Consider the following 24,535-nt stretch of genomic DNA (forward strand, 5'->3'; position numbering starts at 1 on the left):
CCGCGGAGCCGAGTCTCGGGGCGCGCCGCCGCGCCCAGGGCGACCGTCTGGAGGCCCGACACCGGTCCGGCGGGCGAGCCCCGGACCTCCAGGCAGTCGCGTCCGCACCCTGGCGCCCGTCGCCGGAGTCGCACGGCCGCGCGACCGGGCACCGAAGCCGAGACTCGGCTCCGCGGACACTTCCGCGGCGCCGGAACGCGCGTGACGTCCGCGGAGCCGAGTCTCGGGCGCGCCGGCCGCACGCGGCACCGGGCGCGCCGCGGGTGCTGCGCGCCCGGATAGAGTGGTCGGCATGCCCCGGGACGCACACGGACACCTGACCGCCGGCCGGATCTCCCCGCAGCGACCCGTCCCGAAGGACATCGAGCGGCCCGAGTACGTCGGGCGCGCCGAACCCGACGAGCACGGTCACGGCGACACGTACACCGCAGGAGAGGTCGAGCGGATCCGGGCCGCGGGACGCATCGCCTCGCAGGCGATCGACGCCGTCGGGGCAGCGATCCGTCCGGGCGTCACCACCGACGAGCTCGACCGGATCGGCCACGAGTTCGTCGTGTCGCACGGCGCATACCCCTCCACGCTCGGCTACCGCGGGTACCCGAAGTCGCTGTGCTCGAGCCTCAACGAGGTCATCTGCCACGGGATACCGGACGACACCGTGCTGCAGGAGGGTGACCTCGTCAACATCGACATCACCGCCTACAAGGACGGGATGCACGGCGACACGAACCGGACGTTCCTCGTCGGCGAGGCCGCGCCCGCGGTACAGGACCTCGTCACCCGAACCGAGGAAGCGCTCCGCCGCGGCATCAAGGCCGTCGCTCCCGGGCGCCAGGTCAACGTCATCGGCCGCGCGATCGAGGCGTACGCGAAGCGCTTCGGCTACGGCGTCGTCCGCGACTACACCGGGCACGGCGTCGGACGGGCGTTCCACTCCGGACTGATCATCCCCCACTACGACGCACCCCACTACGACACCGTCATCGAGGAGGGCATGGTGTTCACGATCGAGCCGATGCTCACCCTCGGCGGCATCGAGGCGGACATCTGGTCGGACGACTGGACCGTGTCCACCCGTGACAAGTCGTGGACCGCACAGTTCGAGCACACACTCGTCGTCACCGAGCGCGGTGCCGAGCTCCTGACCGTCTCCTGACCGCCCTCTGACCTCCCTACCGAAAGGCTCCTCATGACCACCCTCGCAGTCGGCGTCGACATCGGCGGTACGGGCATCAAGGGCGCGATCGTCGACGTCTCCACCGGCGAGCTCCAGACCGACCGGATCAAGAAGGCCACCCCCGAGGGCGGCAAGCCGCACGACATCGTCGCGGTGGCGAAGTCGATCGTCGAGGAGCTCGCACCGGCAGCAGACGTCCCGGTGGGGGTGTGCTTCCCGGCGATCGTCCGCGACGGCAAGACGATGTCGGCGGCGAACGTGTCGAAGAAGTGGATCGGCTTCGAGGCCGAGGCCCTCTTCGAGAAGGAGCTCGGGCGGTCGATCCACTTCGTGAACGACGCCGATGCAGCCGGGTTCGCGGAGCAGCAGTTCGGCGCGGCGAAGGGCAAGGACGGCCTCGTCGTCGTCACCACCCTGGGCACCGGGATCGGCACCGCGCTCATCAACGACGGCGTGCTCATCGTGAACTCGGAGCTCGGCCACCTCGAGATCGACGGGCACGACGCCGAGACGAAGGCCTCGTTCGCCGCGAAGGAGCGGGACGACCTGTCGTGGAAGCACTGGGCGAAGCGACTGCAGAAGTACTACTCGACGCTCGAGGCGCTGCTGTCCCCCGAACTCTTCGTCGTGGGCGGCGGCGTGTCGAAGCACCACGAGGAGTTCCTGCCGTTGCTCGACCTGCAGGCGGGCATCATCCCGGCGACGCTCCGCAACAACGCCGGCATCATCGGCGCGGCGACGCTCGCTGCCCGGTCGCAGCCGCAGCAGTAGCCGCGAGCGCGGAGCTGGTCGGTTCGGGCGTGCCTGGTCGAAACGGGCGTGCCTGGTCCGTCATTCCGACTGGGTACGCCCGTTCTCACCAACCATCGCGGGTGCTCTGGGAAAGTCAGGTCGCCGGTGAGGACGCCGCACGGCGCGTCACCCGGTAGACTCGGCGGCGCGAACGGGTCGGTGAGACGGTCGCGTCACTCCCCCGGAGTGCCGAGGAACGTCCGGGCTCCACAGAGCAGGGCGGTGGGTAACACCCACCCGGAGCAATCCGCGAGACAGTGCCACAGAAAGCAGACCGCCGGCGGCGACGTCGGTAAGGGTGAAACGGTGGTGTAAGAGACCACCAGGGGTCCGGGTGACCGGATCCGCTCGGTAAACCTCGCCCGGAGCAAGGTCAGACAGAGGACGACGAGGCTGCTCGCTGAGTCCTCGGGTAGACCGCTGGAGGCCGACGGCAACGTCGGTCCGAGAGAGATGGCCGTCACCGCGAGAGCGGGACAGAACCCGGCGTACGGCCGACCCGTTCGCACACGCTCGTGTCCGTCACGGACGCACGGGAGGCCCGGTGCCAGCTGGCACCGGGCCTCCCGTCGTTCCGGCGGCCGGGTCTACAGCCCCGACTCGGCCGTGCGCACGAGGATCGCGTCGCTGTCCGGGCAGAGCACGACGTCGTCCGGTGCCGCAGCGCGGATCGTCTGGAGGTCCGAGTTCGTCAGGGTCACGCCGGATGCCGTGGACACACCGCCCTGCAGGAGCGACGCACCGAAGCCGTAACGGGCGCGCTGCCGGTCGTACAGCGCCAGGAGGTCCGCCGGCACCTTCGCGGCGACGTCCGCTCGGGCCTGTACGGCCGAGGTCAGGTCGCCCTCGAGGCGCGCGATCTCGGTGTCCCGCTCGGCGACGAGTCCGGCGCGTGCGGCGTCGGCGTCGGCGAGCTGCGCCTCGATGTCACCGACCCGGGCGCGGAGTCCGTCGAGCTGCTCCATGACCTCGAGCTCGCTGGTTTCGAGGTCACCGATGCGCCGCTGCAGCGAGTCGAGCTCGCTCTGCAGGCCGGCGGCGTCCTTCGCGTTGGCGACGTTCTGCAGGAGCGTGGTGTCACGCTCGACCCGGGCCTGCGCGATCGCGGTGTCCGACTCGAGGCGCGCGAGTTCACGCTCGGCGTCCTCGACGAGGCCGGTCGCCGCGGCGAGCTCCCCGCGGAGCTTCGCCGCCTTCGTGCTGAGCTCGGTGAGCTGGTCGCCCTTCCGGAGCGCGGTGATGCGGTGCTCGATGCGGGTCACGTCGTTGTCGAGCCGCTGGACGTCGAGGAGGATGGCCTGGTCCTCGGGTGCTGCCTTCACGGTCAGGCTCCTTCTGCTTCGGTGGTGGATCCGGCCGCGGTCCCGTCGGGTTCGGCAGCCGGCAGGACGGCGAAGTCCCACGGGTCGGTCCGGAGGTCGCTCACGGTGACGCGGACCCCCGCGGCGGCCGCGAGCTCCGACGCGGCGACGTCGAGCCAGAGCCATTCGGTGGCCCAGTGCGAGGTGTCGATGAGCGCAGGGCCCGCGGCGAGCTGTGCCTGCTCGCGGAACTCGGACGCCGGGTGGTGGCGGAGGTCGCTCGTGACGTAGACGTCGGCGTCGAGGACGGCCGGGTGCCCGAGGAGCGAGTCGCCGGCGCCGGCGCAGAGCGCGACGGTCCGGACCGGGTCGTCGTACCCGCCGGACACACGGACGCCCGTGGCCGTCCCCGGCAGCAGGTCGACGAGTGTCCGGGCGAGGGCGCCGAGCGTGGTGGGTTCGGCGAGTGTGCCGACGCGACCGATCCCGGTCGTCGGGTCGGTTCCGGGGTCGATCGGTCGCTGGTCGGTGAGGCCGAGCCGGTCGGCGAGCACGGCGGACGTTCCGGTGGTCACGACGTCGGCGTTGGTGTGCGCCGCCAGGAGGCCGGCACCGCCTCGGACGAGGGTCGCGAGGACGGCGCCCTTGTACGTCGACTCGGCGATCGTCGTGACACCGCGGAGCAGCAGCGGGTGGTGCGTCAGGAGCAGGTCCGCCCCGAGCGCCACGGTCTCCGCGGCGGTCGCGGGGACGGCGTCGACGGCGAGGTGCACGTGCTGCACGTCGGCGTCCGGGCCTCCGGCGACGAGGCCGACCGCGTCCCACGACTCCGCCCCGGCGGACGGCCAGAGCTGCTCGACGACGTCCTGGATCTCGCGGAGCTTCGGCATCCCGTCAGTCTACCGAGCCGACCACACGCACCACGTCGGCCGTGCGGCCCGGGCGATCCGTGCCTCCAGGCCGCATCTCAGGCGCGTCCGAGCGCCCGCAGGACGCGTGCGACGAAGCGCTGCCACCAGCCGGTGGGCCGCTCCTGCTCCTGCGGAGCCGCCTCCGGTGCCGACTGCACGTCCGTCGGACGAGCCGCTTCGGGGAGGACCACCGGCGTGCTCGCGGTGGCGCCGACGTGCGCGGTGAGCGCGGCGGCGAACGCCTGGCGGTCGATCACGGTGGGCCCGGTGGCGGGCTGGACGAGCGGGGTCGGTCGCGTGTTCGCGGACACCGGCGTGACGGCCAGGAGGCCCAGTGCGGGTCGGACGGGTCCGTCGCGGTCGACGACGGGTTCCGGTGCGCGCTCCGGCTCGACCAGTGCCGGGGCCTCGATCGCGACGGCCACGGCCGGCGCCTCCACCGCGACGGCCCGGGCCGGCGTCTCGGTCGCCTGCACGGACCGGTCGACGGTGCGGACCGGGCCGGTGGCCGCGCGGCGGGCGGCCGCGCGGTCGCGACGGTCCGCCTCGGTGGCGGCGTCGGCGAGAAGGTCGGCGAAGACCGTGCGGGCGAACTCCCGGGCGGCGCGCACCTCGGGGTCGTCGAGGTCGGCGACGGTGGCCTCCCACGCGGCGAGGCGCGCGAGGTCTTCGTCACGACGGCGCACCTCGTCCTCGAGGAGGATGATCCGCTCGATCGTGGGCCGTCCGGTGGCGCGGTCGACCGCGATGGCGAGGTCGTCGATGCGGAGTGCGAGGCGCGCCGGGGGCTCCGGGAACGACGGGGTGCACGCTGCGTGGCGGGCGCGGTCGCGGGGGCGGCGGAAGGCCTCGGCTGCGGTCTCGGTGGTCGCGGCGACGGCGTCGGCGCGCTCGTTGCTGTGGTCGGTCGCCGGCTCGGCGGTCGGGGTGGTCAACGTCGCGGCGTCCGGACGCTGCACGGGGCCGGTCACCGGCGGGACGACGAGGTCCGCCAGGTACGGTGCGCGCGTGGCCGGGGCGTCACGGAGCCACTCCTCGAGCTCGCGACCGAAGGGGTCGACGAGGGGGGTGCGTGCACCGGACTGCGTCTCCATGCCCGAACCGTAAATATCGGAGGCGCCGAACCGTGGGAGATCCGCGGAGTGTCGCGAGATCCGCTGCAATGTCACCCGGACGTGAGCGGCGTGTCGGTTCACGTCGCGCGCAGCCCGCTCAGGCCGGTCGGTCGATCGTGGCGAGCAGTGCCCGTCCGGCCTCCCACGCACCGATGCCGGCGGCGACGTTGACGTGCTGCGCCGCGCCGATCCGGTGCACCGTCGCACCGAGGGTCGAGGCGAACCGGAGCGCTCGGTCGGCTGAGCAGTACGGGTCGTCGTCACTGACCACGAGGTGCACGTTCCCGACCGCCGAACGGTGCGTCGGTGCCGCGAAGCCGCGCGCCTCCGGCGGGAAGCCGGGAGCCTCCGGGTCCGGCGGTGCGACGAGGAGCGCTCCCGCGATCCGGGCGGCACGGGCGGGGTCGGCGAGCCACTGCGCGGCGGCGAGGACGCCGAGACTGTGCGCGACGAGGACCGGGGGCCCGTCAGCCGGATCGAGCGACGCGACCGCGGACGTGATCGCCGCCCGCCAGTCCTCGGGGTCCGGGTGGGACCACGACGCCGGGGCGATCCGGACCACCCGCCCGTCGTCGGCCTCGCGCTCCGTCTGCCACAGGGACTGCCAGTGCTCGGGGTCGGAGTTCCAGATGCCGGGCACGATCACCCACGGTCGCGGTCGCTGCACGGGGGCAGCGTAGCGGTCGACGGGGGGGTCGGGGCGCCGAGCCGGCCGTCTTCGTCAGCACTGCAGGGTGTCGCGCGGGTACTCACGCGTCAGCGCTCGGGGTGTCGCGCGGGTACTCGCGCGTCAGCGCTCGGGGTGTCGCGCGGGTGCTCGCACGTCAGCGCTCGGGGTGTCGCGCGGGTGCTCGCACGTCAGCGCTGCCGGGTGTCGCGCGCGGACTCGCGCGTCAGCGCTGCAGGCTGTCGCGCGGGGACTCGCGTCTCAGCGCTGCAGGGTGTCGCGCGGGTACTCGCCGAACCGCCGGGCGTACGCGGCGGAGAACCGACCGAGGTGCGCGAAGCCCCAGCGCACGGCGACGGACGCGACCGTCGTCTCGCCGGGGCGGGCGCGCTCGAGTTCGTCGTGGATCCGGTCGAGTCGGATGCCACGCAGCATCGCGTTCGGCGCCGTACCGACCTGGCGTTGGAAGGCCTGCTGGAGCCCGCGCACGCTGAGGCCGACACGCTCGGCGACGTCCGTCGTCGTGATCGGCGTGTGCGCGGACGCGTGCATGAACTCGATGGCGGCGCGCACGCGTCCGGTCGCGCCCTGTGGCAGCAGGACCTCCGGCGCGAGGACGGTGTGCGGGAAGGTGCGCAGCAGGACGTGCGCGGTCTCCCGGGTCGTCTCGGTCATCGCGAGGCCGGAGAGCGGGACCGGTCCGAGGACGATGCGCGCTGCGCGCTGGACGTGCGCGTTCCAGGCACGGAGGTCAGCCGGGTCGGGCGTGTGCGCATGGTCGAACACGAGCGGTCCGGGTTGGACCCCGTGCACCTCGGCGGCGACGCGCTCGAGGTACGCACGGTCGAACTGCACGAGGCTCTGCCGGAGGTCGGCGAGGTCGAACACGAAGGGCCGACCGGACGGGAACATCATCGGCGTCCGCGGACCGAAGGCCACCTCGTCACGGCCGACGTCGACCCGGCCCCCACCCTCCGCGGTCCACATCACGACGTACTCGTCCCGGACCTCGACCTCGCCCTGCATCCGACCGTCGAAGCGGGTGGACCGGAACGTCATCGTGTCGTCGCCGATCACCTTGAAGCGGTACCCGAACGCCCGGTCGGTCCGGCTGGCAGCGAACCCGCTGCCCTCGTAGGCGTCCTGGTACATCCGGACGGCCTCGTCCGGGCCGGTGCCGGACACGTCGAACGTCGACCGGGGATCGCGGTCGATCCGTGCGTCTTCGGCAGCGGCGGTGCTCATCGTCCGAAGCGTCGCACGGGGGCTCGTCCTTCCGGCAATCGGGGCCCGTGCCGTGCGGGAAACGGCTCTGTGAGTGCGGTCCGTGGATTTGTCGAGCGAGCCTCAGTCGTGGCGGGCGCGCTGGAGCGACCAGCGGTTGCGGTCGTCGACCCGGTCGTACCGGAGGTCGTCGACGACCATCTTGACGAGCGCGAGGCCCCGCCCGCTCTCGGCGAGGTCGTCGGGCAGCTCGGCGTCCCCCGGGTCGATGCCGGCGGGTGCCCCGTCGTCGCTCACCACGGCGGCGTAGCCGTCGGACGAGCACGAGAGGTCCACGCGGCATGCGAGTTGCCGCCCACGACCCGCGTGCTCGATGACATTCGACGTCAGTTCGACGAGCGCGAGTTCGAGCGCCATCCGGTCCTCCGCGGACACCGAGGGCTCCGCCTGCCACACGCGCGCCAGGAACTCGTGCACCGCCGTGACGTCGTCCGGCGGGCAGTCCAACTCGACGCGGTGCGCGCCGGTCGCGGTGGTCACAGCCAGTCGGACACCGCGGCGTCCCCGTTGGGGTACGTCCGCAGGATCTTGTCGATGTTGCTCAGCTTGAGGACCATCTGCACCTGCTCGGACGGTGCGGCGATGCGGAGGTCTCCCCCTGCCTGCCGTGCGGTCTTGAGCGAGCCGACCAGGGCGCCGAGGCCCGACGAGTCCATGAAGTCGACGCCGGACAGCTCGACCGCGAGGTTCGCGCGCCCGCCCCCGACGACCTCGGCCACCCGCTCGCGGAAGGCCGGAGCGGAGACCATGTTGAGTCGGCCGCTGCACTCCAGGACGGCTGTGTTCGCTGATGCCTCGTGTACGACGATGTCCATCCGGTGCGCTCCCCTTCGGTTCGTGCTCGCAACCTACCGCGTCGAACCTACCGGGCGACCCGGGTCGTGCGTCGCCACCGACCCGGCGCGTGGCCGCGTCGGCCGCACACCGCGCGGCGGGGCGGACCGTCGCGAGGACGCCGGCGCCCGATCACACGTCGGCGCTCGCTCGGCGCGTGGCGAGCAGCTGCACGACGACGGCGGCGGCCATCAGGGACGCCATGACCGACCCCATCGCGAGCGCGGTGCCGCCGAGCGCACCGGCGAGGGGTGTCCCGAGCCCACCGAGCCCGAACGTCAAGCCGCCCTGCAGTGCGGCTGCGGTTCCCGGGTGTGCCGCACCGACGTGCTGCGTGCGGGTCATCGCAGCCGGGAGCACGAATCCCCAGGCGCCGGTCACCACGGCGAGCGAGCACCACACCGGCACCGGCCCGAGCCCGAGCAGCGCCGACGTCAGGACCCCGAGGGCGCCGAGCGTCCCGATCGCCAGGCCGAAGGAGAGCAACCCGTCCTCGGACCACCGTCCGACCACCCGCCGGAACACCAGCGTCGTGACGATCATCATCGAGGCGTTCGAGGCGAAGACGAGTGTGTACAGGCCCTCACTGAACCCGTACTGGGTCTGGAACACGAACGAGCTGGTCGCGATGTACGCGAAGAACCCGATCGTCGACAGCACCCCGGTGAGCACGTAGGCGCGGAAGCGTCCGATCGCCAGGAGCTGCCGGATCCGGTCACGGTTCGCGGCGAACCCCACGCCACCACGCCGCTCCCGCGGCAGGGTCTCGTGGAACCGCAGGACGACGAACACGAAGAAGACCGCGCCGAGCACCGCGAGCACCACGAACATGAGGCGCCAGCTCGCGACCGTCAGCACCGCTCCCCCGGCCAGCGGAGCGACCACGGGGCCGATCGCGTTGATCGCCGCCAGGGTGCCGAACACCTTCGCCATGCGCGGCCCGTCCGTCACGTCGGACACCATCGCCCGTCCCGCGACCGCACCGGCTGCTCCCGCGAGACCCTGGAGCACCCGCGCGACGACGAGGGTCACGGCGTCCGGAGCGAGCGCGCAGCCGACGGACGCGAGCGCGAACACGGCGGTGCCGGCGAGCATCAGTGGGCGGCGACCGATCCCGTCGCTCACCGGGCCCGCGAGCAGCTGCCCGACCGCGAACGCGACGAGGAACGCCGTCAACGACAGTTGCACGGCTCCGGGCGTCGTCGCGAGGTCGCGGGCGATCGCCGGGAGCGCGGGGATGTACATGTCCGTGGCGAAGGGCGACACGCCGACGATGAGGGCGAGCGGGACGATCGGGGGCAGGACTGCCCGGGTCATGGTCCGGTCTGTGCTGCGCTCCGTCGTCACGTCGGCCACGCTACGCCCCGTCGAATCGATTCGACAAGGGGCACCGACGCGCGGAGCAGCCGCGGCCTGGAGGAACGGGGCCGGCCCGACGGGCGCGCGCCGGGCCTCCAGGCGGTCGAGCGGGCACCGGGGGCGCGACGCGGTCGCTGTCGTACGACGACGACCGTGCCGTCCGCTCGGTGCGCGAACGGTTGCGCGCGCAACCAGCGACGCGGTCGCTGTCGTTCGACAGCGACTCGGTCGTTCGACAGCGACGGGCAGGCACCGCCCGCCGAGCACGACGAAACGCGCGTCGTTCGACGGGAGGGACGTCGGAACGCGCGCGCTTCGTGGAGCAGGAAGCCGGATCAGCCGGTGTTCTGCAGGCCGGCAGCGATGCCGTTGACGGTCAGCAGGAGCAGGCGGTGGTCGCCGTCCGTCGGGTCGGTGCTGCCGCTCGTCCGGATCGACCGGAGCGCGCGGAGCTGCAGGTGCGACAGCGCATCGACGTACGGGCTCCGGAGCCGGACCGCGCGGGCGAGCACGGGGCGGTCCTCGAGGACGTCGGCACCGCCGGAGATGCGCAGCACCCACGCACGGGTGCGGCGCATCTCGTCGAGCACCCGGGCGGCGAGGTCGTCGCGGTCGGCCAGTTCGAGGTACCGGCCGGCGATGTACTCGTCCGTCTTCGCGAGCGACATCTCGACGTTCTTGATCATCGCGCCGAAGAGCGGCCACTCGGCGGCCGCACGGCGGAGCGCGTCGACGTCCCCGACGGCCTCGAGCGCGGAGCCGAGCCCGTACCAGCCGGCGAGGTTGATCCGCGCCTGCGTCCAGGAGAACACCCACGGGATCGCCCGGAGGTCCTCGAGGGACTCGACCGACAGACCTCGGCGGGCCGGACGCGACCCGAGGGGCAGCAGACCGATCTCCTCCATCGGGGTCACCCGGGCGAACCACGGTGCGAAGCCGTCGGCCTTGACCAGGTCGTGGAACGCCTTCCGCGACACGTCGTCGAGCTGCTGCGCGAGGTCGGCGAACTCGGTGGCGGCCGCGGCCGTCCGCTGCTCGTTCGAGGGCGAGGACGCGAACAGCGTGGCAGAGGCCATCTGCTCGAGGTGCCGGGCCGCGATGTCCTGGTCGCCGTACTGGGCGAAGATCACCTCACCCTGCTCGGTGAGCTTGAGCCGTCCGTCGATCGACCCCGGCGGCTGCGCGAGGACGGCCTCGTTCGCGGGTCCACCGCCGCGCCCGAGCGATCCGCCGCGGCCGTGGAACAGTGTCAGCTCGACGTCGTTCGCGGCCGCCCAGTCGGCGATGCGGGCCTGGGCGTCGTACAGCGCCAGGTTCGCCGACACCGGACCGACGTCCTTCGACGAGTCGGAGTAGCCGAGCATGACCTCGAGCCGACGCCCGGTCGCGGCGAGTCGGCGCTGGAACGGCTCGGTGCGGACGGCCTCGTCGAGGATGTCGACGCTGGCGTGCAGGTCGGCGAACGTCTCGAACAGCGGGATGACGTCGAGCACCGGTGCCGCTCCGGGCGACCCGAGCGCGGCGACCGCGAGCTCGTGGACGTTCGTCAGGTCCGCGGCGGACTGCGTGAACGACACGATGTACCGGTGCGCGGCACGGACGCCGAAGCGGGACTGGAGGTCCGCGATGGTCCGGAAGACCGCCAGGACCTCCTGGGTCGTGTCGCTCAGCTCGCCACCCGCGCGGATCTCGGCGAGGGCGGTGCGGTGCACCTGCGAGTGCTGCCGGACCTCGAGCTCGGCGAGGTGGAACCCGAAGGTCTCGACCTGCCAGATGAGGTTCTGGAGTTCGCCGTTCGCCGGGCGCACGGCACCGGCCGCGACGAGCGACGCCTGGATCGTGCGCAGGTCGGCGAGGAGGTCCTCGGGGCCCGCGTAGCCGGTGCGGTCGTCACGACGACGCGTGGCGCGGATCCGCGCGGCCACGAACAGCAGCGCCCGTCGGTGGGTCTCGTTCGGTGCGCGGACGCCGATGCGCTCGGCGACGGCGGGGTCGAGGCGTTCCTGCTCGGCGACGAGCGCGGTCAGGCCGGCGTCGGCGGGGGTCTCGCTCGCGTCGAGGGTGAGGGCGCTGCCGATGCGGGTCGCGGCACGGGCGAGGCCGAGCAGGATGTGCTCGGATGCGATCTCCGCGGCCTGCCGGGTGACGTCGGCGGTCACGTGCGGGTTGCCGTCGCGGTCGCCGCCGATCCAGGTGCCGAAGCGCACGAACGCCGGGGCGACCACCGGGGTGCGGCCCGCGTCGTCGCCCTGCAGCCGGTCGTCGAGGAGGCGGTACACCTGCGGGACGATCTCGAACAGCGTCTGGTCGAACACGCTCATGGCCGTACGGACCTCGTCGAGCGGGGTCGGTCGGGTGGTGCGCAGCGGCGAGGTGCGGAGGAGTGTCGTGATCTCCTCGAGCAGGCGTCGCTCGTTCTCGGCACGCGCGGTGGCGTTCCGGGCGCGGTCGCGTTCGTCGATGAGGTCGGTGATGCGTCGGACGGCCGTGGTGACGGCGCGTCGACGGGCCTCGGTCGGGTGCGCGGTGAGGACCGGGTGGAAGCGGAGGCCCTCGAGCCGTGCCGCCGCCTCGTCCGCGCCGACCTGCTCGACGAGGGAGCCGTAGGTCGCCGGGAACGAGTCGCCGGGGAGCCCGCCGTCGTCCCCACGCTGACGCAACACGCGCACGCGGTGGTGCTCCTCGGCGAGGTTCGTCAGGTGGAAGTAGGTGGTGAACGCCTGAGCGACGGCCTCGGCCCGCTCGGCGGACATGTCCGCGACGAGTTCCTCGGCACGGGCTGCCCCGCCGGTGCCGGAGCCCTCGTAGGCCTCGATCACCGCGGCACGCAGGGTCTCCACGTCGTGCAGCAGGTCGTCACCGCCGACCTCGCGCAGCACCCGCCCGAGCAGGTTGCCGAGGTAGCGGACGTCGGCGCGGAGGTCGCTGTCGACCGCTCCGCTCACGTCGTCCCTGGCGCGTCCGTGACGCGTCTGGCCGTCGATCGCCGTCATGTCGTCCTTTCCGGGTCTGCCGGGGACGTGCCCCGGTATCCCAGCAGCGTAACGGGCCGCCGGGACGGGTGACGACAACCGTCCGGACGGACCAGCAGCAGCGACGACAGCGTCCGACAGACCAACAGCAGCGGCGACGGGGTCCGGACGGACCAGCAGCAGCAGCAGCGACGACGGTCGGCCACCACCGCGGCGGCGCGGAGCAGCCAGCATGAGCGCCGGGACCGCGGCACGCGGCAGGAGCACCCCTGCAGTCGCCGTGCGCCGCCGTCCCGGCGGGTCGGTGGCGCGGGTCAGCCGTGGACGACCCGCGGAGCGGACGCGGGCGCCCGGAGCGCCTCGAGCTCCGCGAGGAGCCGCCGGTCGAGGGCGTGGGCGGTCTCGACCTCGGCGATCACCCGCTCCTGCTCGTCCGCGTCCCACGGCGCCCGGTCGAGCTGTTCGCGGTACGTGTCGCCGAACGCGGCCGGGTCGGCGACCTGCTCGCAGATCCAGAAGAGCACGCCGTTCGTCTCGAACCCGAACCGCTCGCTCAGCACCGTGCCGATCGCTCGTCCTCCGGACAGGTCGCCGAGGTAACGCGTGTAGTGGTGCGCGACGAAGCCGCCGGGCCAGGTGGCTGCGACTTCGTTGAGCCGCCGGACGTACGCGGTCGTCGCCGGCAGCGGGCACACCAGCTCGGCCCAGTCCGGTCCGATGAGGTACTCGAGGTCTGCGCGGATCGCAGGCATCCGGGTGAGCTGCGGCGTCACGAAGGGCGCCACGACGGGGTGGTCCGCCATCCGCTCGGCAGCGCGCTCGAGAGCGTCGTACACGAAGGCGTACTGGCCGAGCAGGTCGGCATGGTCGGCCACGTCGCACGTCCCCGCCGCAAGATCGTGGAGCAGCCCGTCCCCGGTCGCGGAACCGACGGCACGCCGGGTGCGGCGGCGCAGCAGCTCCGAGAACGGCGTGACGGTGGTGTCCATGAGGTAAGGCTAACCTCACCTCCTGGACAGTCAAGCACCACGCCGCGCAACCGAGAGGAGACTCGTCCCCGATGAGTCCCAAGCCGAACCGCCCCCAGCACGTCTTCGTCGTCGACCGCACCGAGCGGCTGAGCCCCCACATGGTGCGGGTGCACCTCGGCGGCCCTGCCTTCGCCGACTTCGTGGGCGGCGCCGACCCCGACCGCATCACGGCGACCGACCGGTACGTGAAGCTGCTCCTCGCGAAGCCGGGGCTCGGCCTCGAACCGCCGTACGACCTCGACGAGCTCCGTACCTCGTTGCCGAAGGAGGACCGTCCGGCCCGGCGCACCTACACGGTGCGGAGCATCGACCACGAGGCCGGAACGATCGCCATCGACTTCGTGGTGCACGGCGACGAGGGCCTCGCCGGCCCGTGGGCTGCCTCCGCACGCCCCGGCGACCGACTCGCACTGTCCGGCCCTGGAGGCGGCTACGCGCCGTCCACCGACCCTGCGGTCACGCACGTGCTCCTCGGCGACGACAGTGCCTTGCCCGCCATCGGGTCCGCCCTGGAGGCACTGCCCGCCTCCGCCACGGGCGTCGCCCTGGTCGAGGTGGCCGGCTCCGCCGACGAGCTGCCGGTCGCGCACCCGACGGGGGTCGACCTGCGGTGGCTGCACCGCGACGCCACCGGCGCCGAGCCGGGCACCCTGCTGCTGGACGCGGCGCGTGCGCTGCCCCGTCCCTCCCGGCCGGTGCAGGTCTTCGCGCACGGTGAGCGGACCGCGGTGAAGGCGATCCGTCGCCTGCTGCAGGACGACTGGGGACTCGAGAAGTCGGAGCTGTCGCTGTCGGCGTACTGGGCGCTCGGGCGGGCGGAGGACCGGTTCCAGGAGGAGAAGCGGGAGCCGATCGGGGTGATCTTCGAGGAGTGAGCGACGACGGGAGGGATACGGCGGCCGCTGGCTCCGGGCTGTTGCTCCGCCGACGACGGGACGGCGACGGGGCCCGGACCGACGGTGCGGTCATCGGACGGCGCTGAGGATCCGCCGACACGGCCCGGGTTGGATGGGTGCATGACGAGCGAACCGGTCGACGACACCATCGACGGACCCCTGCTCTCGCTGGTGTACTCCAGCCGCGCGGTGGTCGGGTTCGGGCTCGACGCCCTCGACGAACTGCTCGTGCACGCGCGGACCGCCAACGAGGCGGTGGGGATCACGGGGCTCCTGCTCTACCGGGACCACCGGTTCCTGCAGTTGCTCGAAGGTCCGGAGGCAGCGGTGCGCGAGAAGATGTCCTTCATCACGGAAGACCCGCGCCACGACCACGTCACGGTGCTGCTCGAGGAGGACGTGACCCGACGGCAGTTCCCGGGGTGGACGATGGGGTACGCCGCCGAGGACAGCCTGCGGCACGCCGAGGTCCCCGGCTACCGGACGACCTTCGACGACATCGACTTCCTGCCCGACGACCACGAGGCCGGACCGGTCGTGCCCGCGCTGCGCGAGCTGATCCGGTGGTTCCGGGAGACCCGACCGGCCGGGACCGAGCGGGCCACGGCGCAGTCACGAGCGTAGCGGCCCACCGGGGTCGCACACGGCAGGAGGGGGCCCGAGCGCACGAGCCACGGAGGACGTAGCGTCGTCGGCATGAAGGTGTTGCTGCTCGAGGACGACGTGGAGCTCGGCGCAGCGGTCGTCGACGGCCTGCGCGACGAGGGGTTCGTCGTCGACCACGTGGCGACCATCCGGGACGCGGACCTCCAGCGTTCCGTGACCCACTACGACTGCCTCGTGCTCGACCGGACCGTGCCGGACGGCGACGCCATCGGACTGGTCGACGCGCTCCGACGGGCCGGGGACACCACGCCGACGCTGCTGCTCACCGCGCGGGACCGGGTGTCCGACCGGGTGGCCGGGTTCGAACACGGCGCCGACGACTACCTCGTGAAGCCGTTCGCGTTCGCGGAGCTGACCGCGCGGATCCGGGCACTGGGGCGGCGGGCATCGGATCCGACTCCCCCGGTGCTCCGCGTCGGGGACCTCGAGCTGGACACCGCCCGGCACGAGGTTCGTCGCAGTGGGGTGCCGGTGGCGCTCACCGCGAAGGAGTTCACGGTGCTCGAGGTGCTGCTCACCGCGGCCGGGCGGGTGGTCGGGCGGACGGAGTTGCTCGAGCGCGGGTGGGACGAGATGAGCGCACCGGGCTCGAACGTGGTGGACGTCCTGGTCGGGCAGCTCCGACGCCGGCTCGGGAGCCCGGACCCGATCGAGACCGTCCGGGGCGTCGGCTACCGGGTGACGGGGTGAGCCGGGACCGGCGGCGGTCGGACCCGGCCCGTCGGCGGATCGCCCGCATCCGGTGGACGACGACGCTCGTGTTCGCCGCCGCGACGGCCGCGTGCCTCGGGGTGCTGGTCGGTGCGGCGCTGCGGATCGACCTCGCGTCCCGTGGTGCCGCGACCGACACCGACCTCCGGCAGCGCGTCGAGACACTCGCCGACCTCGTCACGTTCGGCGACGACCAGGCACTCCACCTCGGACCGGTGCAGCAGAGTCACGCCGCCCGGTCCGTCCCGGTGTACGGGTTCGTGACGGACCGGGCGATCGCGTACGCGCAGCCCGGGCAGGACGCGCTGCCGTCGGACGCGGTCCTGCGGCGAGCGCTCGCGGACGCCCGGCGTGCCGACGGTCAGGTCGTCACGTTCGTCGCACCGGAGGCCTCGGCTCCCGACGGCCCCGAGCTGCACTGGGCCGCGGCGACGATCACGGACTTCGGCACCTACGTGGACGGCGGGTACACGGGCGGCATCGCCGTGGCGGGCAAGCCCGTGGCCGCCGCGGTCGGGCACACGCAGCTCCGCACGGGGTTGTTGCTCGCGGCCGGGGCGCTGACGCTCGTGGCCGCGGCGTTCGCGCACGTCGTCGCGGGGATCGCGGTACGGCCGGCGGTGCGGGGGCTGGAGGCGCAGGAGCAGTTCCTGGTCGAGGCCGCGCACGAGCTCCGCACGCCGCTCGCGACGCTGCGGGTGCTCGCCGAGCGTCGCGCTCCGCCCGAGCAGACCCTCCGACAGGTGGACCGGCTCGTGGCGCTGACCGAGCGGCTGCTCCTCCGGGCGCGTTCGGCGGGTCCGGCCGTCGTGGAGACGGGGCCGGTACGCCTCGACCAGGTCGTCGAACGCGCGGTGATCGCGCACGTCGAGGCAGCCGGGCCGGGAGCAGCTGCCGACGGCGACCTCGAGCTGCGGACCGAGCCGACGGTGGTGGACGCGGACCCCGAGCTGGTCGAGCGCATCGTGGAGAACCTGCTCGCGAACGCGGAGCGCCACGGTGCTGCTCCCGTGGCGGTGCTGGTCGGCGGCGGTGTCCTGCGGGTCACGGATCGCGGCCCCGGCATCCCCGCGCGCGACCGCCGCCGGGCCCTGCGTCCGGGAGCGACCGGCGGGCTCGGCACCGGGACGGGGCTGGCGATCGTGCAGTGGGCGGCTCGGGAGCAGCGGGCCGAGCTCTCCCTGCGACCCACCGCCCCGGATGACACCGAGCACCCCGGGCTGACGGTGCTCGTGCGGTTCCGGCAGGCTCGGGACGGCGCCTCATCGGGATCTCATGCACGCGGGCGGAACGTGGACGCAGGCGAACAGGAAGGAGCCTGAGATGACCACCACGACGTGGAGGAGCGCGGCGTTCGCGGGAGCTGCGGGGATCGTGACCCTCGTCGCCCTCGCCGGATGCGCCGGCGGCGGTGCCGTGCAGGCGGAACCGACCACGGGGAGTACGCACAGCGCTGCCAGCGCGGCGCCCGCGACCGAGGCGAGTACTGCCTCCGGTCCGACGACCGCATCGGCGGCGACCGGCGGCGACGGTACGTCGTCGGGTACCGGGTCGCTCCGTTCGGGTGCGTGCACGGCGACGCACCTGCACGGGTCGTTGACCACCGCGGTCGGCGGCGGGAGCGCCGGGCACCAGGCGTACGAGATCGTCTTCCGGAACACAGGAGCCTCGCCGTGCACCCTGCAGGGCTGGCCGGGGGTGTCCTTCGTGGGGAAGGGCGACGGGACGCAGCTCGGGGCACCGGCGACGTTCGACCGGTCGAGTGCGCACGGGACGGTGACGATCGCTGCCGGGAGCACGGCGCACGCGACGCTGCTCCTGGCGGAGGCGCGGAACTACGAGGACTGCGGGATCACGACGGCGGACGGGTTCCGGGTGTACCCGCCGGGGTCGAAGCAGTCGCTGTTCGTCGACGCGGGACAGCTGGAGCTGTCGGCGTGCACGGCGTCGGGTGTGGAGCAACTGCAGGTCCAGGCGGTGCAGCCGGGGTCCTGAGCGGTCGCGTTTCGTCGGTCAGGCCGGGTCCGTCCCGGCCTGACCGACGATGGCGCGCAGGGCGCTCCAGTCGGGCTTCGGGCCGCCGGTGTCGGCGTCGCCGCGCGCTTCGGCACGTGCGGTGTCGTGGAGGGCGGCGCGCCTCGTCGTACCCCACGGCGGCCTGGAGGACCGTGGCCGGGCCGAGTGGGCCGGCCAGCGCGGCGAGGGCGCGGGCAGCGGCCGCATCGGTCGCGGACCCGGACCGGTGGTGCGTGGTCCCGGTGCGCCCGTCCTCCACGGCCATCCAGAGTTCGAGCGTGCTCCTGACGACACCGAGGACGAGGTGCAGGCCGATCAGGTCGGCGCCGCGGCCGAACCGCGTGGCAGCGAGGGCGAGGTCGAAGCGCAGGGCGTTGTCGGGCGACGGCTCGGACAGCCGCACGGCCCCGCCGCGGACCGCGGCGTCGACCCGTCGTCCGTCGGCGAGGACCAGCCTGAGGCGCTGCACGGAGCCGTCCTCGTCCGCCCGGGTGTCCTGCCATGCCCACGGGGTGCCACCGAAGAGGCGCCCGGCGTCCACATCGCTGGTCAGGTCGAGTTCGACGTCGAGATCGCTCCACCGGTCGAGCCGGTCGGGGGTCGTGACGGACCCGTACGGTCGGACGGCGCGGACGGACGGGCCGGCGGTGCGGAGCCGTTCGACGAGGTCGAGCTGCCAGTGCATGTCCGAACCCTACGAGGATCGGTAGCGTCTCGGTCGTGGGGATGATCACGGACACGAGCCGCGGCGATTGGCTCCTGCCGCGCGCTGGCGCCTGGGCGACTGCCGGTGGCGTCGTCGGCACGGGCTTCGAAGCGTACGCGCGGGTGCTGCACCCGCTCGACGCACGGCGTCACGACCTCGCGGTCACCGACGGGTGGGGGCTGCACCCCGTCGTCGAGGAGCGGGCGTGGCGGTGGGCGGAGGTCGCGGCACACCGAGGTCGGCACCTCCATCCGCGGGTGCAGTGGACGCGGCTCACCGGGGCGGAGCCACCGCTGACGTTCGAGACCGACGACGGGTGGGCAGTCGGGCCGCCCGAGGAGGGGCAGCTCGACACGGCTGTGCTCGCCACGCTGACCGAGCACCTCGGCCCGGCCACGACGACCCCCGACGACCTCGTCGCCGCGGTGTGGGACGGGTGGGGTGACCTCAACGGGAGCACAGCCACGCTCTCCTTCTTCATCGGGGAGCCCTCCGAGGAGGACATCCGTGAGCAGCAGCGCAGCGACGCGGAACGCGCCCTCCGGGACGCAGCGGTGCAACGAGGGCTGCAGGGCCCGGTGTTCGAGTGGCCGGGCCGGTCGTTCCACCTGATGACGGCGTCCGTGCGGTTGTTCGCCGACCCGGCGTGGCTCGACGCCGCGGACCTCGAGACCTGGCCCGGTGCCGGACACACGCCGCAGATGCTGTGGCCCGAGGACCGCGCATGGGTGCTCGCGACCGAGATCGACTGGGACGCGACGATCGTCGGCGGTGGCCGGGACCTCGTGGACGGCATCGTCGGCGACGACCGGTTCGAGGCGTTCGAGGTCGAGGTGGACGACGACCTGTCGTGGGCGGGGGACGTGGATCACCGAGCGTGAGCCGCCGCTGTCGTCGGCTCGTGTGAGACTCCCCCGGTGACGAGCTGCTGCGCACCCGGGTGCGACTCCCCCGCAACGGACGGCGCTGCCGCGGTGCCGCTCTGCGGCGTGCACCGAGAGTCGGTGCTCGACGAGGCCGCGTTCGGCTCCGCGGGGGTCGCTCCGGGTGCGGTCGAGGACGTCATGCCCGGCCCGTGCCTGCTCTGCGGATCCCGGGTCGGCGTCCGGTACCCGAGCGGTGTGGTGTGCGCGGTCTGCGAGTGGCGCTGGGGCGATGTCCCGGACGGCGACCTCGCTCCCCCGCGGGTCGACGTCGTCTACTACCTGCGGATGCAGGACGCCTCGGGCGACCGCATCAAGATCGGGACGACCGCGAACCCCCGGCAGCGGCTCGCGGCGATCGCGCACCAGGACCTCCTCGCGTTCGAGCGCGGCGACCGCACGGTCGAACGTCGACGGCACGCGCAGTTCGCCGCGACGCGCTACCCGGGCACCGAGTGGTTCCGGACGACCCCGGAGCTGCTCACCCACGTCGACGTGGTCGCGGCGGGCATCGGGGACCCTTGGGAGCTGCTGGCCCGGTGGCGGAGCGAGGCACTGGCGTTGCGGGGCTGATGAGGGCGCGGTCGTCCTCGAACGCGCCGTGCACGGTGGCCGGCGACGATCAGCGGGCGTAGGCGTCCACGAACAACGGCCCGCGGAGATCCCGCAGGGTGTCGACGAGCTGCTCGATCGTCCGCTTCGAGATCCCGGACACCTGCAGGTCGTACGGTCCGAGTGCGGGGAGCCGCCCGGTCCGGATGCGGACGACCTCCCACCCGACGGCCCGGACGGCACGGTCCTTCCGCCGGTCGGTCTCCTGCCGTGGCCCGACGTGCTCGAGGCCGTGCCGACCGGTGGAGTCGTACTCGATCGCGACGCGGAGCTCCGGCAGCACGATGTCCGGCCAGGCCTCGACGTGGTCGAAGAACGGCCGGTCGAGCCGGATCGCGTTGCGGTCGAAGGTGAAGTCGAAGCGCGCGGACAGCGCCGCGCGGAGCTCGGCCTCGACCGCGGATGCCGTCGCCGGTGCGCAGACGCTCGTGAACGCGTCGCCCGACGGCACGCGGGGCGTCTTCGGGCAGATGGTGCGGGGTACCGACGGACGCCGCTCGCCCGTCCGACGCACCGCGCTGCGGTCCGGTCGGCTCCGGGACGTCGCCACCGCTTCGGCCGGGACACCACGCGCGGGAGCAGCAGGCAGGGTCTGCCGCCCGGTCGCCCGGACGACGCGCTGCGGTGCGGGGACGGCCTCCGGCCAGTCAGCGGGCAGGACCGGCCAGCGCTGTGGCTGTGCCTGCACGGCGCACTCGGGGCACCACACCGACCGGCGTCGCTCTCGACCGGGTCGGCCGCGCTGTTCGGCTGGGGTGGCGACGAAGACGTGTCCGACGTCGCACTCCCACGTCAACAGGACCTCGGCCGCGGGCGGGACCTGGGTGAGGACGACACCGTGGTTCCACTCCGGGTGGTACTGCCGGACGAGCACCGGGTAGGACTCCCACGCGGCACGGAACTCGCCGACGGCGTACGGCACCGGGACGCCGCGCGACCACTGCCGGCGGCGCCACCACGCATCGACGGGTTCGACCACACCGCCACCGTAGGAGCGACCGCCGACACCCGGTCCTGCACGGGCTGTAGTGCGGCGGGTCATGTCCACAGGTGGACCGGGTCCTTGGCGACGGGTGGACCGCCGTGCCAGGGTCGGAGACGTGTACACCGACATCACCGGACCCGAACTCCTCACCCACCGCGGCAGCGCCGTCGAACCCGACGACTTCGACGCCTTCTGGCGAGACACCCTGGCATCGGCACGACAGCACCCGATCGCCGTCGACTCGACACGGGTCGACACCGGGCTGTCGACGCTCGACAGCTACGACGTGTCCTTCGCCGGCTGGGACGGACAGCGCGTCCGCGGTTGGTTGACGGTACCGGCGGGCACGTCCGTGGATGCTCCGCTGCCCGCGGTGGTCGAGTACATCGGGTACGGCGGCGGTCGAGGGCTCGCGACCGAGCACCTGCTCTGGGCGAGCGCCGGGTACGCCCACCTCGTCATGGACACCCGGGGCCAGGGGTCGGGGTGGTCGGTCGGTGCCACCCCGGACCCGGACGGCAGCGGCCCGGCCTCCCCCGGGGTGATGACCCGGGGCATCGAGTCCCGCGAGACGTACTACTACCGTCGCCTCACGGTCGACGCGGTCCGCGCCGTCGACGCCGTCCGGTCGATCGAACTCGTCGACCCCGACCGGGTCGCGGTCCTCGGCGTCAGCCAGGGCGGTGGGCTCGCGATCGCGGTCGCCGGGCTGGTCGAGGGCCTGGCGGGGGTGTTCCCACGGGTGCCGTTCCTGTGCGACTTCCCCCGCGCGACGGTGATCACCGACGCGGACCCCTACCGCGAGATCGCCCGCTGGCTGACCGTGCACCGCGATCGTCGTGACCAGGTGTTCGGGACGCTCGCCTACTTCGACGGTGCGCTGCACGCGGCCCGAGCGACGGCGCCCGCGTGGTTCTCCACGGCGCTCATGGACCCGATCTGCCCGCCGTCCACGGTGTACGCGGCCTACAACGCCTACGCGGGACCGAAGGAGATCACGGTGTGGGAGTACAACGGCCACGAGGGCGGCGGAGCGCACGAGGACACGACGACGCTCCCTCGACTCGCGGCCGTGCTGCGCGGCTAGGAGCGCGCGACGGACGGCTCAGCGGCCGAGGGCGTTCCGAGCGTACGCGACGAGTGCGTTGGCGTGGCCGTGCCCGAGTCCGTGCTCCTCCTTGAGCCAGGACACGACCTCCATGTGCTGGTGTCCGTCGAGCCGGTCGGCCACCAGGTCCAGCCACTCCTGCACCGGGCGGCCGTACTTCGCCTCGATGCTCGGGAAGTACGACTGCGGCCCCTTCGCCTTCGTGCCGTGGACGGGCGGCTCGGGAGCGGTCACACGGTGTCCGGTCATGCGCTCACGGTAGCGCTGCACACGGCGTCACAGAAGCCTCGCGCACCGTCCGCGCGCGTCACCGGACGTCACGTGGAGGGGCGCGTGTGACGGTGTGTTCCGTCACGTGCCGGACTGTTGCGGCCGTCGTTGTCGGGGCCTGCGCGCGACTCCTACGGTCGCCGCATGACCGACACCACCGAGGTCCCTCGACGGGGCGCCGCTCGCGTCCACGACGCGGCGCCGACGACCGACGCGGCAGCAACCGCCGTCGCCAGCGGACTCCGCAACGCGAGCAGCGTCGACGACGCCAGCGCCGCCCACGACGTGAGCAGCGTCGACGACGCGACCGGCGCTGCGGACGCGCACCGTGCCTCCAGGCCGGACCGCGCCCAGCCGGACCGTGCCCAGCCGGACCGCGCCCAGTCGGACGGAGTCCAGTCGGACCGGATCCAGTCGGACGGCACCGACGGCCCCGCGACCGACGCCCTCACCGCCGCCGGTCGCGCCGCCCTCGACCGTCCGGTCGTCCCGCTCCGCCACCCCGTCCGCTGGATCGCCGCCGCGCTCGTCCTCGTCGTGCTCCTGAACTTCGTCGAGACACTCTTCACGAACGAGCAGTGGGGCTGGCCCGCGGTCGGGAAGTGGCTCTTCAGTCCGGCGATCCTCACGGGGCTGCAGCTGACGCTCGTCGCGACGGCGCTGAGCGCGGTCATCAGCTTCGCGGGCGGGATCGTCGTCGCCGTCGCCCGGCTGTCGAAGAACCCGGTGCTGTCCGGTCTCGCGTGGGGCTACGTGTGGCTGTTCCGTTCGGTACCGCTCATCCTCGTGCTGGTCTTCCTCTACAACCTCGGTTCGCTGTACCCGACGATGGGCATCGGGATCCCCTTCGGCCCGCAGTTCGAGGTCCCGACCGCGAACGTCCTCGGCGACCTCGCGATCGGCGTGATCGGCCTCAGCCTCAGCGAGATCGCGTACGCGTCGGAGATCGTCCGCGCCGGGGTGCTCGCCGTCGACCACGGGCAGCTCGAGGCCGCGCAGGCCCTCGGGCTCTCCCGCCGTCGGCAGTTCGCCCGGGTGGTGCTGCCCCAGGCTCTCCGCTCGATCGTCCCGGCGTTCGTGAACCAGATCGTCGGCCTGCTCAAGGCCTCGTCGCTGCTCTTCTACGTGTCGCTGCTCGACCTGTTCGGCGTCGTCCAGAACCTGTCGAGCACCTACCCGACCGACATCATCCCGCTGCTCGTGGTCGCCACGATCTGGTACCTCGCGCTGACGAGCGCCGTTTCCGTCGCCCAGTACTACGTGGAGCGCTGGACTTCGCGCGGTTCCGCACGGGCGCTCCCGCCGACGCCGTTCCAGCGGCTGCGGGCCGCGCTGCGGCAGGACCGGCCTGGAGGCACGGGTCGCCGCACACAGGCAACAGCAGCCCGGCAGGTGGCGGGTCCGGACAAGGAGACCTCATGAGCGCGTCCATCGCCGTCACCGGCGCCGTGAAGTCCTTCGGCGACCTGCGGGTCATCGACGGCATCGACCTCTCGCTCGCCGCCGGGAGCGTCACGGCCGTCCTCGGGCCGTCGGGCTCCGGGAAGTCCACGCTCCTCCGGGCGATCAACCACCTCGAACCGCTCGACCGGGGCGTCGTCACGATCGGCGGCGAGACCGTCGGCGTCCGCCTCCGGACGGGTCGCGACGGCTCGGCCCGCTACCGGGAGCTCCCCGAACGGTTGATCCGGCGCCAGCGGTCGCGGATCGGGTTCGTGTTCCAGCGGTTCGAGCTGTTCCCGCACCTGACCGCGCTGGAGAACGTCGCCGAGGGACCGATCGCCGCCGGGGTGCCCCGCGCGGAGGCGCTCACGCGTGCGCGAGAGCTGCTCGACCGGGTCGGCCTCGGCGACCGCGGGGACGCGCGACCTCGGCAGCTGTCCGGTGGTCAGCAACAGCGTGTCGCGATCGCCCGGGCACTCGCCCTCGAGCCGTCGGTCGTGCTCCTCGACGAGCCGACGTCGGCCCTCGACCCGGAGCTCGTCGGAGAGGTCCTCGGCGTCATCCGGTCGCTGGCCGACTCCGGGACCACGCTCGTGATCGTCACGCACGAGATCGCCTTCGCCCGTGAGGTCGCCGACCACGTCGTCTTCCTCGACCACGGGCGGGTCGTCGAACAGGGGCCGCCCGCCCAGGTCATCGACGCCCCGCAGCACCCGCGGACGCGCGACGACCAAGTCGCGCGTCCGCGGGTGCTGC

The 24,535-nt window shown here is 73.1% G+C and carries 24 protein-coding genes and 1 other RNA gene; 13 read left to right on the forward strand and 12 right to left on the reverse strand.

The window, feature by feature from the left end; all coding sequences use genetic code 11:
• The first annotated feature begins 292 nt into the window (after nt 1-292).
• The 3 genes from map (at nt 293) to rnpB (ending at nt 2,475) form a co-directional block, all read left to right on the forward strand.
• Entirely contained in the window at nt 293-1,156 is an 864-nt protein-coding gene (map, locus tag NS184_RS10380) for a type I methionyl aminopeptidase (RefSeq protein ID WP_058726064.1), read from the forward strand.
• A 33-nt stretch (nt 1,157-1,189) separates the two neighbouring features.
• Nucleotides 1,190-1,948 (forward strand): polyphosphate--glucose phosphotransferase, encoded by a 759-nt coding sequence (gene ppgK, locus NS184_RS10385; protein WP_058726043.1) that lies wholly within the window; start codon nt 1,190-1,192, stop codon nt 1,946-1,948.
• A 173-nt stretch (nt 1,949-2,121) separates the two neighbouring features.
• Nucleotides 2,122-2,475: RNase P RNA component class A (gene rnpB / locus NS184_RS10505), an RNA gene on the forward strand.
• An 81-nt stretch (nt 2,476-2,556) separates the two neighbouring features.
• Here rnpB and NS184_RS10390 read toward each other — a convergent pair.
• From NS184_RS10390 to NS184_RS10435, 10 genes are all read right to left on the reverse strand, one after another.
• Nucleotides 2,557-3,291: a zinc ribbon domain-containing protein gene (locus NS184_RS10390; RefSeq protein WP_058726044.1), complete on the reverse strand. Its 735-nt coding sequence runs from the start codon at nt 3,289-3,291 to the stop codon at nt 2,557-2,559.
• 2 nt (nt 3,292-3,293) lie between these two features.
• Nucleotides 3,294-4,160, reverse strand: a complete 867-nt coding sequence (locus NS184_RS10395; RefSeq protein WP_058726045.1) for a Nif3-like dinuclear metal center hexameric protein — start codon at nt 4,158-4,160, stop codon at nt 3,294-3,296.
• A gap of 77 nt (nt 4,161-4,237) precedes the next feature.
• Nucleotides 4,238-5,275, reverse strand: coding sequence for a hypothetical protein (locus tag NS184_RS10400; protein ID WP_058726046.1), 1,038 nt, complete (start codon nt 5,273-5,275; stop codon nt 4,238-4,240).
• A 118-nt stretch (nt 5,276-5,393) separates the two neighbouring features.
• A complete protein-coding gene (locus NS184_RS10405; RefSeq protein WP_058726047.1) occupies nt 5,394-5,963 on the reverse strand; it encodes an RBBP9/YdeN family alpha/beta hydrolase in 570 nt (189 codons plus the stop codon).
• Between the two features lie 261 nt (nt 5,964-6,224).
• Complete coding sequence (locus NS184_RS10410; protein WP_058726048.1) at nt 6,225-7,208, reverse strand: helix-turn-helix transcriptional regulator; 984 nt, start codon at nt 7,206-7,208, stop codon at nt 6,225-6,227.
• A gap of 102 nt (nt 7,209-7,310) precedes the next feature.
• Nucleotides 7,311-7,727, reverse strand: coding sequence for an ATP-binding protein (locus NS184_RS10415; protein WP_058726049.1), 417 nt, complete (start codon nt 7,725-7,727; stop codon nt 7,311-7,313).
• Complete coding sequence (locus tag NS184_RS10420) at nt 7,724-8,062, reverse strand: STAS domain-containing protein (RefSeq protein WP_058726050.1); 339 nt, start codon at nt 8,060-8,062, stop codon at nt 7,724-7,726. The genes NS184_RS10415 and NS184_RS10420 overlap by 4 nt, the downstream gene beginning before the upstream one ends.
• Nucleotides 8,063-8,213: 151 nt before the next feature.
• The gene (locus tag NS184_RS10425; RefSeq protein ID WP_242863027.1) at nt 8,214-9,398 is read right to left on the reverse strand and encodes a multidrug effflux MFS transporter; all 1,185 of its coding nucleotides are present in this window, start codon (nt 9,396-9,398) and stop codon (nt 8,214-8,216) included.
• A gap of 377 nt (nt 9,399-9,775) precedes the next feature.
• A complete protein-coding gene (locus NS184_RS10430; protein WP_058726052.1) occupies nt 9,776-12,433 on the reverse strand; it encodes a phosphoenolpyruvate carboxylase in 2,658 nt (885 codons plus the stop codon).
• Nucleotides 12,434-12,726: 293 nt separating this feature from the next.
• Nucleotides 12,727-13,401, reverse strand: a complete 675-nt coding sequence (locus NS184_RS10435) for a heme oxygenase (biliverdin-producing) (protein ID WP_058726053.1) — start codon at nt 13,399-13,401, stop codon at nt 12,727-12,729.
• Nucleotides 13,402-13,472: 71 nt separating this feature from the next.
• On the opposite strand from NS184_RS10435, the gene NS184_RS10440 reads away from it, so the two are divergent.
• From NS184_RS10440 to NS184_RS10475, 7 genes are all read left to right on the forward strand, one after another.
• Complete coding sequence (locus NS184_RS10440) at nt 13,473-14,318, forward strand: siderophore-interacting protein (protein ID WP_058726054.1); 846 nt, start codon at nt 13,473-13,475, stop codon at nt 14,316-14,318.
• Nucleotides 14,319-14,459: 141 nt separating this feature from the next.
• On the forward strand, nt 14,460-14,963 hold the full coding sequence (locus tag NS184_RS10445) for a BLUF domain-containing protein (RefSeq protein ID WP_242863028.1): 504 nt from the start codon (nt 14,460-14,462) through the stop codon (nt 14,961-14,963).
• A gap of 72 nt (nt 14,964-15,035) precedes the next feature.
• On the forward strand, nt 15,036-15,695 hold the full coding sequence (locus tag NS184_RS10450) for a winged helix-turn-helix domain-containing protein (RefSeq protein WP_058726055.1): 660 nt from the start codon (nt 15,036-15,038) through the stop codon (nt 15,693-15,695).
• Nucleotides 15,692-17,038: a sensor histidine kinase gene (locus tag NS184_RS10455; protein ID WP_058726056.1), complete on the forward strand. Its 1,347-nt coding sequence runs from the start codon at nt 15,692-15,694 to the stop codon at nt 17,036-17,038. Before NS184_RS10450 ends, NS184_RS10455 begins: the two co-directional genes overlap by 4 nt.
• A gap of 1 nt (nt 17,039) precedes the next feature.
• Nucleotides 17,040-17,711, forward strand: coding sequence for a DUF4232 domain-containing protein (locus tag NS184_RS10460; protein WP_058726057.1), 672 nt, complete (start codon nt 17,040-17,042; stop codon nt 17,709-17,711).
• 741 nt (nt 17,712-18,452) lie between these two features.
• A complete protein-coding gene (locus NS184_RS10470) occupies nt 18,453-19,319 on the forward strand; it encodes a hypothetical protein (protein ID WP_058726059.1) in 867 nt (288 codons plus the stop codon).
• A 36-nt stretch (nt 19,320-19,355) separates the two neighbouring features.
• Entirely contained in the window at nt 19,356-19,934 is a 579-nt protein-coding gene (locus tag NS184_RS10475; RefSeq protein ID WP_058726060.1) for a GIY-YIG nuclease family protein, read from the forward strand.
• Nucleotides 19,935-19,983: 49 nt separating this feature from the next.
• Here the strand turns inward: NS184_RS10475 and NS184_RS10480 are convergent, their stop codons facing one another.
• Complete coding sequence (locus NS184_RS10480; protein WP_058726061.1) at nt 19,984-20,952, reverse strand: hypothetical protein; 969 nt, start codon at nt 20,950-20,952, stop codon at nt 19,984-19,986.
• A 121-nt stretch (nt 20,953-21,073) separates the two neighbouring features.
• On the opposite strand from NS184_RS10480, the gene NS184_RS10485 reads away from it, so the two are divergent.
• Entirely contained in the window at nt 21,074-22,045 is a 972-nt protein-coding gene (locus tag NS184_RS10485) for an acetylxylan esterase (RefSeq protein WP_058726062.1), read from the forward strand.
• Between the two features lie 18 nt (nt 22,046-22,063).
• On the opposite strand, the gene NS184_RS10490 is transcribed toward NS184_RS10485, so the two are convergent.
• Entirely contained in the window at nt 22,064-22,315 is a 252-nt protein-coding gene (locus NS184_RS10490) for a DUF4287 domain-containing protein (protein WP_058726066.1), read from the reverse strand.
• A gap of 165 nt (nt 22,316-22,480) precedes the next feature.
• On the opposite strand from NS184_RS10490, the gene NS184_RS10495 reads away from it, so the two are divergent.
• Together NS184_RS10495 and NS184_RS10500 are read left to right on the forward strand one after the other, a co-directional pair.
• Nucleotides 22,481-23,758 carry an amino acid ABC transporter permease gene (locus tag NS184_RS10495; RefSeq protein WP_083513618.1) on the forward strand — a complete coding sequence of 426 codons (1,278 nt, stop codon included), beginning with the start codon at nt 22,481-22,483 and terminating at the stop codon, nt 23,756-23,758.
• Nucleotides 23,755-24,535, forward strand: a 781-nt coding sequence (locus NS184_RS10500) for an amino acid ABC transporter ATP-binding protein (protein ID WP_058726063.1), incomplete at its 3' end; no start/stop codon positions are given. The genes NS184_RS10495 and NS184_RS10500, both read left to right, overlap by 4 nt.

Source organism: Curtobacterium luteum, assembly GCF_001475545.1.
GTDB lineage: Bacteria > Actinomycetota > Actinomycetes > Actinomycetales > Microbacteriaceae > Curtobacterium > Curtobacterium luteum_A.